We start from the raw sequence: 13,136 nt of genomic DNA on the forward strand, positions 1-13,136 counted from the left end.
TGCTCGCCGACCGTGCTCGCCGATCGCCGGTCACTGGTTGCCTGTTACTGGTTGGCCGATTACTGGTCGTCTGTCACCGGTGGCGGGTCACCGGTGGCGGGTCACTGGTTGCCGCAGGGGGACACGGGGACCGCGTCCAGCCAGGGCAGGTCGTGTCCCATCCGGTCCCGCTTGGTGCGCAGGTAGCGGATGTTGTGCTCGCCCGCCTGCACGGGCATGGGCTCGCGCCGGGTGACCTCGATGCCGTGCCGGGCGAGCGCCTGCGTCTTCTCGGGGTTGTTGGTCATCAGGCGGACGCTGCGCACGCCGAGGTCCTCGAGGATCTGCGCGCCTGCCCCGTAGTCGCGGGCGTCGGCGGGCAGGCCCAGCTCCAGGTTGGCGTCGAGGGTGTCGTGGCCCTGCTCCTGGAGCTCGTAGGCGCGCAGCTTGGACAGCAGCCCGATGCCGCGGCCCTCGTGTCCGCGCAGGTAGACCACCACCCCACGGCCCTCGCTCTGGATGCGTTCCAGGGACGCGTCGAGCTGGGGACCGCAGTCGCAGCGCTGGGAGGCGAAGATGTCGCCGGTCAGGCACTCGGAGTGGACGCGGACCAGGACGTCCTCGCCGTCGCCGATCTCGCCGTGGACGAGGGCCACGTGCTCGACGCCGTCGACGGTGGAGCGGTAGCCGTACGCGGTGAAGACGCCGTGGACGGTGGGCAGCCGGGTCTCCGCCTCGCGGCGCACGGTGGGCTCGGAGCCGCGGCGGTAGGCGATCAGGTCCTCGATGGAGATGATCGTCAGCCCGTGCTTGCGGGCGAAGGGGATCAGCTCCGGCAGCCGGAGCATCCGGCCGTCCTCGCCGGCGATCTCGACGATCGCGCCGGCCGGCCGCAGCCCCGCGAGGCGGGCGAGGTCGACGGCGGCCTCGGTGTGGCCGTTGCGGGTCAGCACGCCGCCGGACTTGGCCCGCAGCGGGAAGACGTGCCCGGGCCGGACGAAGTCGCCTGCCTGCGCCTCGCCGCTCGCCAGCAGCCGGAGGGTGGTGGCGCGGTCGGCGGCGGAGATGCCGGTGGTCACGCCGTGGGCGGCGCCGGCGTCGACGGAGACCGTGAACGCGGTCGTCATCGACTCGGTGTTGTCCTCGACCATCTGCGGGAGATGCAGCCGCTCCAGCTCGTCGCCCTCCATGGGGGCGCAGATCAGACCGCGGCACTCGCTCATCATGAAGGCGACGATCTCGGGGGTGACCTTCTCGGCGGCGACGACGAGATCGCCCTCGTTCTCGCGGTCCTCGTCGTCGACGACCACGATGGGACGGCCGGCCGCGATGTCGGCGATGGCCTGCTCGACGGGGTCGAGGGAGAAGTCCTCGACGCCGTCGGTGCTGTAGAGGATCGGTGCCGTGCTCATGCCGGCGCTCCTTCCAGAGCGGGTTGCGAAGCCTTGCGGGAGCGCAGCCACCAGTCGCGCATGCCCCACAGGACGAGCGCGCCGTAGATGACGTACACGAAGCCGGAGAAGGCGTAGCCGTTCGCGAAGTTGAGAGGGACGCCCACGACGTCGACCAGGAGCCAGGCGATCCAGAACTCGACCATGCCACGCGCCTGGGCGTACATGGCGACGACCGTGCCGACGAAGATGTAGGCGTCCGGCCAGGGGTCCCAGGACAGCGACGGGTAGGCCTTGAAGAGCAGGGCGACGGCGACGGTGCCGAGGGCGGCGGCGCCGGCCATGACCGCGCGCTCGGACCAGGTGGCGAAGCGGGGGGTGATCTGCCCGTCCGCGGACCGCCCCTTGCTGCGGCTCCACTGCCACCAGCCGTACAGGGCGACGACCATCACGACGACCTGCTTGCCGGCGCTGCCGGCCAGATGACCGTAGAAGGCCACGAAGAGGACGAGGCCGGAGAGGAACTGCACCGGCCAGGTCAGCAGCGAGCGACGCCAGCCGAGCGCGAGGGTGATCAGTCCGAGGATGTTGCCGATCATGTCCGACCAGATGATGTGCTGGTCGAACATGACGAAGGCCTCGGAGTTCAGCCAGTTCACAGCGCCGCTCCCCGGGTGCCCGCCGTGCCCTGCGAGTTCGCCAGCAGCCGCTCGACGTACTTGGCGACGATGTCCACCTCGAGGTTGACCGGGTCGCCGGGCTGCTTGAGACCGAGCGTGGTCAGGGCGAGGGTGGTGGGGATGAGGCTGACGGTGAAGTAGTCGGGACCGGCCTCGACCACCGTCAGGCTGATGCCGTCCACGGTGATCGAGCCCTTCTCCACGACGTACCGGGCGAGGCCGTCGGGCAGGGAGATCTTGACGATCTCCCAGTTCTCGGAGGGCTTGCGCTCCACCACCGCGCCGGTGCCGTCGACATGGCCCTGCACGATGTGCCCGCCGAGGCGCGCGCCCACGGCGGTGGGGCGTTCGAGGTTGACCCGGGAGCCGACGCCGAGGGCGCCGAGGCTGGAACGGTTCAGGGTCTCCGCCATGACGTCGGCGGTGAACTCGTCGCCCTCGTGTTGGACGACGGTGAGACAGACCCCGTTCACGGCGATGGAGTCGCCATGCTTCGCGCCGTCGGTCACGACGGGGCCGCGCAGCCGGAAGCGGGAGGCGTCGCCGAGATTCTCGACGGCGGTGACCTCACCCAGCTCTTCGACGATTCCGGTGAACACTTCCCGGGTCCTCCTGCCTCTTCGGGCACGGACTCCGGGGCCTGTCGATGACGACAGCAGGTACGGGCGAGAGCACCGGGGGCGACGCCGGACAGACTCGTCCGCGGACGAGTACACATACGGCGGCGCGCACGAATGCCCGCCCGCCGCGCACTGCCTCCCATCCGGACTTTAACCGTCGGTCCAGGAATTTCACCTGGTCAACCGGCCGCTGGAAGCGGCCGGGTCGCGGACTGTAACCGCCGGTTCGGACTTTCACCGACCCCGGAGTGCGCTGCTTTTGGTACAGGGTCAGTGTGCCACGCCGGATACGGGTCCATACGGGTGAAGTGTGTGGGGTGAGTCACAGAGCGTCGTGAACCGGGCGCGCCTCCGTCACCGCCGTCTCGGCCTCCGCCATTGGTCCATACCTGTTGACGTTGTGGTCTAGTCCTTTCTAGGGTCGACGTGCGCGGCCCGGTGGCGGTGTCGACGGCCCTTGCCCGCCACCGGGTCCTTTCTCCGGCCGCTCGCGCGGCTCTGACAGGGTGACCCCATGACGACCGCGAGCGCCGACGAGTTCGAGGCCCACCGCCCCCGGTTGTTCGGGCTGGCCTATCGGATGCTCGGGTCGGCCCATGAGGCCGAGGACGTGGTGCAGGACGCCTACCTGCGGTTCGACGGCGCCGACCGCGCGGGGATCGCGCACCCGGCGGCGTGGCTGGCCAGAACCGTCGTCAACCTCTGCCTGAACCGGCTGACCTCGGCGCGGGCGCGGCGCGAGACGTACGTCGGCGCCTGGCTGCCCGAACCGGTCGTCACCTCCGACGGCACGCTCGGGCCCCTGGAGTCCGCGGAGCAGCGCGAGGCGGTGTCGCTGGCGATGCTGGTGCTCCTGGAACGGCTCACGCCCACGGAGCGGGCGGTGTACGTGCTGCGGGAGGCGTTCGGCCACACGCACCGGGAGATCGCCGAGGTGACCGGCCTGAGCGAGGCCAACTGCCGTCAGCTGCACCGGCGGGCCGAGCAGCGGCTGGCGGCCGCGGAGCGGCGCTTCGAGGCGGCCCCCGCCCGCCGGGAGAAGCTGGTCGACTCGTTCGTCACGGCCGCCCGGGACGGGGACCTGCGGCGGCTGGAGCAACTGCTCGCCGAGGACGTGACCTGGTGGAGCGACGGCGGGGGCCGGGTCACGGCGGCCCTGCGGCCGATCCTCGGGCGCCAGAAGGTGCTGCGCTTCCTGGCCGGCGTGTCCCGCGGCCTCCCGGCAGGCGTCGGCTACGACGTGGCCGAGCTCAACGGCGCTCCCGGCGTGCTCGTCCGGGACGGCGACGCGCTCATGATGACCCTCGGTTTCGACATCCTCGACGGGGAGATCGCGGGGGTGCACGCGGTGATGAACCCGGACAAGCTGGTCTTCGTACGGCGTCAGACGGGCCGGGCGTAGCGGCGGTTGTCACATTCCGGGGGCGCCGCTCGGTCCCAGCTGTGGAGGACGTTCCCACCGGGGGCGTCCGGCGACGGAAGGGACTCGAGGATGACCACGATCCTGGTGACGGGCGGTACCGGAACCCTGGGCCGGCTCCTCACCGAGCGGCTGCGGGCCGACGGGCACGAGGTGCGGGTGCTGAGCCGGCACGCCCCGCCCTACGCCGTCGATCTGCGCGAGGGCGGAGCGGTGCTGGACTCGGCCGTCGAGGGCGTGGACACCGTGGTGCACTGCGCGAGTTCGCCGCGCGGCGGTGACGAGCGGGCGGCCCGGCAGCTGATCGCCGCGGCGCGCCGGGCCGGGGTGAGGCATCTGGTCTACATCTCGATCGTCGGGGTGGACCGGGTGCCCTACCGCTACTACCGGGTGAAGCTCGCCGTGGAGAAGCTGGTGGAGGAGTCGGGGCTGGGCTGGACGGTGTTGCGTGCCACCCAGTTCCACGACCTGCTGGTCCAGGCGTTCCAGGCGCTGGCCAGGGTGCCGGTGCTGCTGCTGCCCGCCGGGGTGAGCGATCAGCCGGTGGAGGTGGCCGAGGTCGCCCGCCGGCTCGCGGAGCTGGCGGTCGGCGCGCCCGCCGGACGGGTCGAGGACCTGGGCGGCCCCGAGGTACGCACCGCGGAGTCGCTGGCCCGCGCGTTCCTGGAGGCGAGCGGGCGGCGGTGCGCCGTGCTGAACGTGCCCCTGTTCGGGGCGGCCTACCGCGGCTTCCGCTCGGGCGGTCATCTCGCTCCGGGGCGGGCCGTCGGCAAGGGCACGTTCGAGGACTACCTGGCGACGCGCATCCGCCGCTGAGCCGCCCCGGGCAGGTCGCCGGCCTCTCGCTCACCGCTGCCGAACAGCTCGTCCTGCGCGGACTCGCGGGCCGTGAGCAGCGCCCCGCGCAGGACCGCGCCGCCGCCCAGGGCGCTGGGGCGCACCTGTGTGGGCAGGGGCGCCATCCGGCGCAGTCGCCGCGCCACCCGGAGCGCCAGCTCGTCGCCGCCGGCCCGGCCGACCTCACCGCCGAGGACCACACAGCCGGGGTCGAGGACCGCGACGACGGAGGCGGCCCCGAGGACCAGGCGGTCGGCGAGGGCGTCGAGGAACCGGTCGGCGGCGTCCGGGAGCCGACCGGCAGCGACCCGCCCGGCCGGGCCGTCCGAGGCGTCGAACGTGTCCGAGGCCTCGAAGGCGTCCGGAAGCGGGTCCGCGGGCACGGCGTGCGGAAGCCGGTCGGCGGGAGCGTGCGGCGGCCGGTCGGCCGGGGCGGGGCGGACCGCCTCGACCGCCCGGCGCACCAGTTCGGCCGCCACCGGCTCGTCGGTGCGTTGCCGTGTCGGGGACGTCAGGCCGTGCTCCCCCGCGAGGGCGGTGATCGCCGCCGAGCCGGCCAGCGAGTGGAATCCGCCCTCGCACCCCGTGGCCGAGGGCAGGCCGTCGGTGCCGGGCACCGGCAGGAAACCGATCTCGCCGGTGCCGCCGGAGGCCCCCCGGCGCAGGGCGCCGTCCAGCACGACGGCCGCGCCGATGCCGTGGCCGAGCCACAGCAGGACGAAGGTGTCGCGGTCGCGGGCGCAGCCCTCGCGCTGTTCCGCCAGCGCGGCGAGGTTGGTCTCGTTCTCGATGTGCGCGCGGGCGTCCGGGAACCGTTCCTGCAGCGCGTCCACCAGACGGCGGTGCCATTCGGGCAGCCCGCTGGAGTCCCGCAGGTGGCCGCTCGCCGGGTCGATCAGGCCGGGCGCGCCGATGCACAGGGTGTGCAGCGGGTCGGCCCCGGCCTCCTCGGCCGCCTGCTCGACCAGCGCGACCGCCCGCTCGACGGCCGTCCCGGTGCCGGTGTCGCCGCCGATGGGCACGGACGCCTCGGCCAGCACCCGGCCGACGAGGTCGGAGACGAGCACGGAGACCCCCTCGGTGCGCACGTCCAGGGCGGCCAGATGCGCGCGGTCCGCGACAATGCCGTAGAGCCTGGCGTTCGGCCCGCGGCGCTGCTCGCCCGTCTCCCCCGCGACCTCGATCAGCCCGGAGGCCGTGAGGCGTTCGACGAGGTCGGCGACCGTGGGCCGGGACAGGCCGGTGAGCTGTTTCAACTGCCCTGCCGTCAACGGGCCTTCGCGTTGCAGCAGCCGCAGGGCGAGCCGGTCGTTGATGACCCGGGCGGTGCTCGGGGATGCGGGCATGGCGGGAATCCTCCCACGGCCGAGGGGGCCCGGCCGACGCTTCTTGACCGACCACTCTATTTATCAGGCAGGGTTCCTGATAGTTTACGTCGGCACCGTGGCGGAGCGGTGCGGACCCGGAAAGGTCGAGGAATGAGCGGAGCGGGCGACGTGGTCCACACACCGGCGGAGGTACGGCGCGCCCGGTACGCGGTCGCGGCCGTGTTCACCGTGCACGGCGCCGTCACCGGCTCGTTCGCGACGCGCGTGCCGTGGATCCAGGACCACGCCGGCGTCTCCACCGGCCAGCTCGGGTTCGCCCTGGCCTTCGCCGCGTTCGGCGCGGCCTGCGCGATGCCGCTGGCCGGCTCGATCACCCACCGCTTCGGCAGCCGGGCGGCTCTGCGCGCACTGCTCGCCCTGTGGACGCTGTCGCTGATCCTGCCCGCCCTCGCACCGAACCTGCCGCTCCTGTGCCTGGCGATGTTCACGTACGGCGCCACCGCGGGCATGGCGGACGTCGCGATGAACGCCCTGGGCGTCGAGGTCGAACGCCGGCTCGGCAGGTCGATCATGTCGGGGCTGCACGGCATGTGGAGCGCGGGCGCCCTGATCGGCTCGGCCGGCGGGACGCTCGCCGCGCACCTCGGCTCGGACGCGCGTCTGCATCACGCGCTGGCGGCCGCCGTCCTCACCGTCGTCGGCCTGGTGGTCTGCCGATGGGTGCTGGACCTCAGGCCCACCGAGGACGAGGAGCCGCCCCCGCGGTTCACGCTGCCGCCCCGCTCGGCCCTGCTGATCGGCGCCGTCGGGTTCTGCGCGGTGTTCGCGGAGGGCGCGAGCCTGGACTGGTCGGCCGTGTACCTGCGCGACCGGCTCGCCTCCTCGGCCGGGGTCGCGGCGGCCTGTACGACCGGCTTCATGTTGACCATGGCAGTGGCCCGGATCGCGGGGGACGCGGTGGTGAACCGGTTCGGGCCGGTGCGCACCGTGCGCGCCGGGGGCGCCCTGGCCGCGCTGGGCGGGCTGCTGATCGTGCTCGCGGGTCATCCGGCGGTGGCGATCGGCGGGTTCGGGCTGATGGGGCTCGGTATCGCGGCCGTCGTACCGCTGTGCTTCGCCGCGGCCGGTCGCAGCGGGCCCAATCCCAGCCAGGCCATCGCGGGCGTCGCGACCATCACGTACGCCTCCGGCCTGATCGCCCCCAGCCTGATCGGCGGAGTGGCGCAGGCGACCAGCCTGACGGTGTCGTTCGGCGTCGTGACGGTGCTCGCGTGCGGGCTGGTGGCCTTCGCCGGTGTGCTGCGGACCGGCGAGCGCACGGGCGCGAAGGTCAGTGCGCAGGCCGCATCAGTGCCCGGCCCCCGCTCCTGAAGGTCTCGCTCCACGGCGTGGGACGCAGGGTCGCCGCGTCCAGCCGGACGAGGACCCGTTCGCCGCGCGCGTACGTCAGCGTCCCGTCCGTCGAGCAGAACCGGAAGCCGTACGTCAGCCCCGTGTTGCCCAGTCGCTCCAGCCACAGGTGCACGGCGTACGCGCCCGGCTTGGTGACCGGGGCCTCGTAGCTGACGCGCAGTTCCTTGACGGCGTTGCAGGCGTCGCCGGCCGTGGCCCAGTCGCCCTCGAAGCGGACGCCGTGCTCCTGCCACAGCTCGGTCCAGGCGCGTTCGGCCAGCAGCGGATAGCGGGCGTTGTGCAGCAGTCCGAGCGCGTCGAGGTCGTCGAAGTGGACGGTGACGGGGACGAGCCGCCCGTACGAGACAGCGGGGGCGGGCGGGGCTTCGGCGGTCACGACGGGCACTCCTGTGCGTGGATGAGGCAACGGCCACCATCCTAAGCCGCCCCTAAGCGGTCGCTCACCCCCTCCGGCGCACGGGAGAATGACCGGGACAGCCGTCCCCTCACGAAAGAGAACCCGCACCATGGATCTCGGCGTCCGCTGGAAACTGCACGGCGACGGACGCACTCCCGCGCCCGGCGCGGTGGTCCGCCCCGACGAACGGCTGTCCTGGCCGCGCACGGTCGGCCTCGGCGCCCAGCACGTGGTGGCGATGTTCGGGGCGAGTTTCGTGGCGCCGGTCCTCATGGGCCTGGACCCCAACCTCGCCATCATGATGTCCGGCGTCGCGACCGTCGTCTTCCTGCTCGCGACCCGCGGCCGGGTGCCCAGCTACCTGGGGTGCTCCCTGTCCTTCGTGGGCGTGGCGGCGGTCATCCGGGCGCAGGGCGGGACGAGCGCCACGGTCACCGGAGCGGTGTTCGTGGTCGGGGTCGCGCTGTTCGCCGTCGGGCTGGCCGTGCAGCGGTTCGGGGCGCGGATCATCCACGCCGCGATGCCGCCCATCGTGACGGGCGCCGTGGTCATGCTGATCGGCTTCAACCTCGCGCCGGTCACCGCCTCGACCTACTGGCCGCAGGACCAGTGGACCGCGCTGCTGGTGATGGCGTTCACCGCCGCGGCCGTGATCTGCCTGCCCGGGTTCTGGTCCCGCATCGCCATCTTCCTCGGGCTCGTCCTCGGATACGCCGTCTCCTGGGCGTTCGACCGGATCTTCGGCCGGATCCACTCCGCCGACGCGAGCGGCAAGGTCACCGACCACTGGCGGCTCGACCTGTCCGGCGTCTCCCACGCCGACTGGGTCGGCCTGCCGTCCTTCCACGGCCCGTCCTTCGAGTGGTCGGCGGTCCTGGTGGCGCTGCCCGTCGTCATCGCACTGGTCGCGGAGAACGCCGGGCACGTCAAGGCGGTCGGCGAGATGACCGGCGACGACCTGGACGACCGGCTCGGCACGGCGATCTCGGCCGACGGCGTCGGCTCGATGCTGTCCACCGCCCTGGGCGGCCCGCCCAACACCACCTACTCCGAGAACATCGGCGTGATGGCCGCGACCCGGGTCTACTCGACGGCGGCCTACTGGGCCGCCGCCGGGTTCGCCCTCCTGTTCGGCCTGTGCCCGAAGTTCGGTGCGATCGTCGCCGCGATCCCCGGCGGCGTCCTCGGCGGGATCACCGTCATCCTGTACGGCATGATCGGCCTGCTCGGCGCGCAGATCTGGATCAACGCCGGCGTGGACCTGCGCAACCCGCTGAACCTGGTGCCGGCCGCGGCGGGCATCATCATCGGCGTCGGCAACGTCACGATGAAGTTCGGCGACACGTTCTCGCTGAGCGGCATCGCGCTCGGCACCGTCGTCGTCATCACCGGCTACCACGCGCTGCGGGCGTTCGCGCCCGCCCGTCTCAGGACGCGGGAGCCGCTGCTGGACGAGGGCACCAGCAGCTACGACGAGGCAGGTTCGTAGGGCGTCCGACGAGCTGTGTCCGCCCGGCGGGACCGGCCGGCGGCGACCGTGCCGCTGTGCCGGCGGGCCCGCCGCTCACGCAAGCCCGGCACGGTGGTGCTCTCCCCCTCCGACGCGACAGCTGCCGCCCGACCGTCCCCCGGCGACCTCTGCCGCGCGATCACTCCTGCGCGATCTCTTCCGCGTGACGGGCGCGTTCCCCCGTTCCGGGGAAGCGTCGGGCTCGCGGGCGCGCGGGCCCGCCCGGGGCTGCGACCCTGCCCTCATGCTGCAATGGGAACAGTTCACCCCGCCCGTCGAGCCGGGCCCCGAGCGGACCGACCCGGCCGGTCCGCCCGGCCCGGGCGTCGACGACGTGCTCGCCCGGATGCACGCCCTCGACGCCGCCCTCCCCGCCCAGGACGGGGTCGCCGTCTTCAACCGCGTCTACCTGGCGGTGACCCAGGAGGTCGGCCGGCGCATCGACAGGGGCCGGTTCCCCGACCCTCGAGCCGCGGTCGCGCTGGACGTACGGTTCGCGCAGCGCTACCTGGACGCCGTCGACCCGGTGCCGTCGGACCGGCGCGCACCGGCCTGTTGGCGTCCGTTGCTGCAGTTCCGCCGCCATCCCGGCGTACGGCCACTGCAGTTCGCGCTCGCGGGCGTCAACGCGCACATCGGGCACGACCTCGCACTCGCCGTGGTGGACGCCTGCCGGAGCCTGGGCTGCGAACCGGCCGAGCTGGAGGACGAGTTCGACCGCGTGGGCGATCTCCTGGTCTCGCTGGAGGAGCGCGTCCGCGAGGAACTGATGCCGGGCCCCGACCTGTTGCAGATCGCCGACCCCCTCACCCACCTGCTCGGCTCCTGGAGCCTGGAGCGCGCCCGGGACGCCACCTGGACGGCGGCCCGGGCCCTGTGGGCGCTGCGACGGCTCCCGGACGTTGCCCAGGAGTTCGCCGAGCGGCTCGACACGGCCGTCGGCTTCGCGGGGCGGATGATGCTCACCCCGCTGTGAGGCCCCGGAGGGCAGGGACGCTCAGTCCTCCGGCAGTTCCACCGGCGCGATCTCGTCGTACACGTCGCCCGGACCGGGGTTGGTCGCGTCGGTCGCCCCGCCGAAGTGGTGCATCACACCCCAGACGGCGTTCAGCGCGGTCTGGACAGCTCCCTCGGCCCAGCCGGCCGTCCAGGAGATGTCGTCGCCGGCCAGGAAGACGCCCCGCTTGTCCTCCGGCAGCCGGTCCTGCATGAAGTGCGTGAACAGGCGGCGCTGGTAGCGGTAGTGGCCGGGCAGGTTGGCCTTGAACGCGCCCATGAAATAGGGCTCGTTCTCCCAGGAGACCGTCACCGGGTTGCCGATGACGTGCTTCCTGATGTCGACGTTCGGATAGATCTCGCCGAGCGACTTCAGCATGACCTCCATCCGCTCGTTCGCCGACAGCGGCAGCCACTTCAGGCTGTCGTCGCACCAGGTGTAGGACAGGCAGATGACGGCGGGCCTGTCGGGGCCGTCGTCGAGCAGGTAGGTCCCGCGCGTCATGCGGTCGGTGAGCGTCATCGACATGACGTCCCGCCCGGTCGGGTTCCCCCTGTCGTCGACGGCCTTGTCCAGCCAGAACGGCCGGTCGACCGGCACGAACAGCTTCGAGCTCTCCATGTAGTGGGTGCGCTCGATCGCCGTCCAGTGGTCGATCGGGAAGAGCGAGTCGTCACAGGCGATCTTCGACAGCAGCATCCAGGACTGGGCGGTGAAGACCGCCGCCCGGTAGGTGCGGATGTCGCCCGCCGCGTCCGTCACGGTGATCCGGTTGCCGGCGGTGCGGTGCAGCCGGGTCACGGCCGGGCGGGGCTCACGGCCCTCGTGCAGGCTCGCCAGCGAGGTGCCGTACGCCCAGTGGACGATCTTCTCCGGTTCGCGCTCCCAGAGCCGCAGCGGAAGCTGCTGGCTGCCGCCGACGATCCCGCGGTGGTGGTCGTCGGCCTCGGTGTAGACGACCCGCAGGATCTCCAGGATGGAGTTGGGGAAGTCGGTGTCCCAGCCGCCCGTGCCGAAGCCGACCTGGCCGAAGATCTCGCGGTGGCGGAACGACCGGAACGCCTCGGAGTCGCAGAGGAAGCCGTAGAAGGTCTGGTTGTCGAGCTTCTCGACGAGCTTCGCCCAGATCTCGCGGATGCGCGGCACGTCGCGCTCGCGCATGGCCCGGTTCATGTCGGAGAAGTCCGCGCCCTCTTCCAGGCACCTGTTCCAGGCGGCGGCGACATCGCGGTAGACCTGCGGAAGGTCGTCGATCGTCTCGGCGTAGCAGGACTCGCCCTTGAGGTCGACGACCGTCGAAGGCGTCGCCTCGGCGAGGGGGTTGGGGAACGGCCGGGTCCGCAGGCCCACCAGGTCGATGTAGTGCTGCAACGCCGTGGAGGACGGCGGGAAGCGCATCGCGCCCATCTCCGCGGTGAGGGAGGGGTCGCAGCCGTCGAAGCCGACGGTGCGCAGCCGCCCGCCGATCCTGTCGGCCTCGTAGACGACCGGCTTGAGACCCATCTTCATCAGCTCGTAGGCGGCCACGATGCCCGACAGCCCGCCGCCGATGACGGCGACCTCGGCGCCGTGCTCGGTCGCGGGGATCTGGCCGAGCCCCGCCGGATGGGCGAGGAAGTCGTCGTACGCGTACGGGAAGTCCGGGCCGAACATCGTGATCGGCGGCTGCTGCTCGTCTGCGTGCTCGACGGCGTTGGGCACGGTGGACGTCATGGGGTGCGGACTCCTTGCGGCGAAGACGAACGGACTCGAAGGACGGCGGGGGCTCAGACCAGGGACCCGTAGAGGCCGGGGCGGCGGTCGTGCAGATACGGGTTGGCCGCGCGGGACGCCGCGAGGGCGACGGGGTCGACGTCGGCGAGGACCAGTTCCTCGTCGCGTCCGGCGCGGGCCCGGACGACCCCGTCCGGCCCGGCCAGCGCGGACAGCCCGACGAACTCGAACTCCCCTTCCCGGCCGACCCGGTTGACGTAGGCGACGTACATCTGGTTCTCGAACGCGCGCACCGGGATCATCGACTCGGCGACGAACTGGAAGGGGTGCATCTGCGCGGTCGGCACGACGAGCAGGTCGGTGCCGGCCAGGGCGTGGGCACGGACGTTCTCCGGGAACTCGACGTCGTAGCAGATCATCAGGCCGACGGTGAGGCCGTTCAGCTCGGCCTGGACCACCGGCTGCCCGCCCGGGCGGAAGTGGTCGCGCTCGAAGCGGCCGAAGAGATGGGTCTTGCGGTAGTTCGCGAGCCGGACGCCCTCGGCGGAGATCAGCTGCGCGGAGTTCAGGACCGTCTCGCCCTCCCGCTCGGGGTAGCCGTAGACGATCGCGAGGCCGTGCCGCGTGGCGAGCCCGGCGACCGTGTCCGCGGCGGCGCCGTCGGCCGGTTCGGCGAGGCGGGCGATGTCGTCGCCGACGGCATAGCCCGTGAGGAACAGCTCCGGCGCGACGAGCAGCGCGGCGCCCGCGGCGGCGGCCCGCGCCGCGGCCTCGTCGAGCACCTCGAGGTTCTCGACGACGGATCCGGGACGGCCGGAACTCTGGAGCAGGGCGGTGCGCATGCGTGATCC

The 13,136-nt window shown here is 72.5% G+C and carries 12 protein-coding genes and 1 riboswitch; of the genes, 5 read left to right on the forward strand and 7 right to left on the reverse strand.

Annotated features, from left to right (window positions below; translation table 11 throughout):
- Positions 1–101: 101 nt before the first annotated feature.
- From IE239_RS34550 to IE239_RS34560, 3 genes are read right to left on the reverse strand one after another with little or no spacing between them, the layout of a single operon-like run.
- Positions 102–1,391, reverse strand: a complete 1,290-nt coding sequence (locus IE239_RS34550; RefSeq protein ID WP_190153416.1) for a bifunctional 3,4-dihydroxy-2-butanone-4-phosphate synthase/GTP cyclohydrolase II — start codon at positions 1,389–1,391, stop codon at positions 102–104.
- Positions 1,388–2,029, reverse strand: coding sequence for a nicotinamide riboside transporter PnuC (gene pnuC / locus IE239_RS34555; protein WP_190153417.1), 642 nt, complete (start codon positions 2,027–2,029; stop codon positions 1,388–1,390). Before pnuC ends, IE239_RS34550 begins: the two co-directional genes overlap by 4 nt.
- Complete coding sequence (locus tag IE239_RS34560; protein WP_190153418.1) at positions 2,026–2,649, reverse strand: riboflavin synthase; 624 nt, start codon at positions 2,647–2,649, stop codon at positions 2,026–2,028. Before IE239_RS34560 ends, pnuC begins: the two co-directional genes overlap by 4 nt.
- Positions 2,650–2,795: 146 nt before the next feature.
- A riboswitch (FMN riboswitch) is annotated at positions 2,796–2,926 on the reverse strand.
- Between the two features lie 258 nt (positions 2,927–3,184).
- Here IE239_RS34560 and IE239_RS34565 point away from each other — a divergent pair.
- Together IE239_RS34565 and IE239_RS34570 are read left to right on the forward strand one after the other, a co-directional pair.
- Positions 3,185–4,072, forward strand: coding sequence for an RNA polymerase sigma-70 factor (locus tag IE239_RS34565; protein ID WP_190153419.1), 888 nt, complete (start codon positions 3,185–3,187; stop codon positions 4,070–4,072).
- A gap of 90 nt (positions 4,073–4,162) precedes the next feature.
- Positions 4,163–4,906 (forward strand): SDR family oxidoreductase, encoded by a 744-nt coding sequence (locus IE239_RS34570; RefSeq protein WP_190153420.1) that lies wholly within the window; start codon positions 4,163–4,165, stop codon positions 4,904–4,906.
- Here IE239_RS34570 and IE239_RS43045 read toward each other — a convergent pair.
- Positions 4,879–6,273, reverse strand: coding sequence for an ROK family transcriptional regulator (locus IE239_RS43045; RefSeq protein WP_190153421.1), 1,395 nt, complete (start codon positions 6,271–6,273; stop codon positions 4,879–4,881). The genes IE239_RS34570 and IE239_RS43045 overlap by 28 nt on opposite strands.
- A gap of 132 nt (positions 6,274–6,405) precedes the next feature.
- On the opposite strand from IE239_RS43045, the gene IE239_RS34580 reads away from it, so the two are divergent.
- Positions 6,406–7,626: an MFS transporter gene (locus IE239_RS34580; RefSeq protein WP_190153422.1), complete on the forward strand. Its 1,221-nt coding sequence runs from the start codon at positions 6,406–6,408 to the stop codon at positions 7,624–7,626.
- Here the strand turns inward: IE239_RS34580 and IE239_RS34585 are convergent.
- Positions 7,586–8,044, reverse strand: a complete 459-nt coding sequence (locus IE239_RS34585) for an acyl-CoA thioesterase (RefSeq protein ID WP_190153423.1) — start codon at positions 8,042–8,044, stop codon at positions 7,586–7,588. The genes IE239_RS34580 and IE239_RS34585 overlap by 41 nt on opposite strands.
- 130 nt (positions 8,045–8,174) lie before the next feature.
- Here IE239_RS34585 and IE239_RS34590 point away from each other — a divergent pair, with 130 nt between their 5' ends.
- Together IE239_RS34590 and IE239_RS34595 are read left to right on the forward strand one after the other, a co-directional pair.
- Entirely contained in the window at positions 8,175–9,554 is a 1,380-nt protein-coding gene (locus IE239_RS34590; protein WP_190153424.1) for a uracil-xanthine permease family protein, read from the forward strand.
- 265 nt (positions 9,555–9,819) lie between these two features.
- The gene (locus IE239_RS34595) at positions 9,820–10,551 is read left to right on the forward strand and encodes a DUF5995 family protein (RefSeq protein ID WP_268254550.1); all 732 of its coding nucleotides are present in this window, start codon (positions 9,820–9,822) and stop codon (positions 10,549–10,551) included.
- A gap of 21 nt (positions 10,552–10,572) precedes the next feature.
- Here the strand turns inward: IE239_RS34595 and IE239_RS34600 are convergent, their stop codons facing one another.
- Both IE239_RS34600 and IE239_RS34605 read right to left on the reverse strand, forming a co-directional pair.
- Entirely contained in the window at positions 10,573–12,285 is a 1,713-nt protein-coding gene (locus IE239_RS34600; protein WP_190153425.1) for a flavin monoamine oxidase family protein, read from the reverse strand.
- 53 nt (positions 12,286–12,338) lie between these two features.
- Complete coding sequence (locus IE239_RS34605) at positions 12,339–13,127, reverse strand: carbon-nitrogen hydrolase family protein (RefSeq protein WP_190153426.1); 789 nt, start codon at positions 13,125–13,127, stop codon at positions 12,339–12,341.
- Positions 13,128–13,136 lie beyond the last annotated feature (9 nt).

The organism is Streptomyces humidus, assembly GCF_014649655.1.
In the GTDB taxonomy this organism is placed as follows: domain Bacteria; phylum Actinomycetota; class Actinomycetes; order Streptomycetales; family Streptomycetaceae; genus Streptomyces; species Streptomyces humidus.

Excerpts from the sequence above, each read along its gene's own strand:
- IE239_RS34550 (WP_190153416.1), bottom strand. The coding sequence starts at position 1,391 with ATGAGCACGGCACCGATCCTCTACAGCACCGACGGCGTCGAGGACTTC.
- IE239_RS34565 (WP_190153419.1), top strand. The coding sequence starts at position 3,185 with ATGACGACCGCGAGCGCCGACGAGTTCGAGGCCCACCGCCCCCGGTTG.
- IE239_RS34570 (WP_190153420.1), top strand. The coding sequence starts at position 4,163 with ATGACCACGATCCTGGTGACGGGCGGTACCGGAACCCTGGGCCGGCTC.
- IE239_RS43045 (WP_190153421.1), bottom strand. The coding sequence starts at position 6,273 with ATGCCCGCATCCCCGAGCACCGCCCGGGTCATCAACGACCGGCTCGCC.
- IE239_RS34580 (WP_190153422.1), top strand. The coding sequence starts at position 6,406 with ATGAGCGGAGCGGGCGACGTGGTCCACACACCGGCGGAGGTACGGCGC.
- IE239_RS34590 (WP_190153424.1), top strand. The coding sequence starts at position 8,175 with ATGGATCTCGGCGTCCGCTGGAAACTGCACGGCGACGGACGCACTCCC.
- IE239_RS34595 (WP_268254550.1), top strand. The coding sequence starts at position 9,820 with ATGCTGCAATGGGAACAGTTCACCCCGCCCGTCGAGCCGGGCCCCGAG.
- IE239_RS34600 (WP_190153425.1), bottom strand. The coding sequence starts at position 12,285 with ATGACGTCCACCGTGCCCAACGCCGTCGAGCACGCAGACGAGCAGCAG.
- IE239_RS34605 (WP_190153426.1), bottom strand. The coding sequence starts at position 13,127 with ATGCGCACCGCCCTGCTCCAGAGTTCCGGCCGTCCCGGATCCGTCGTC.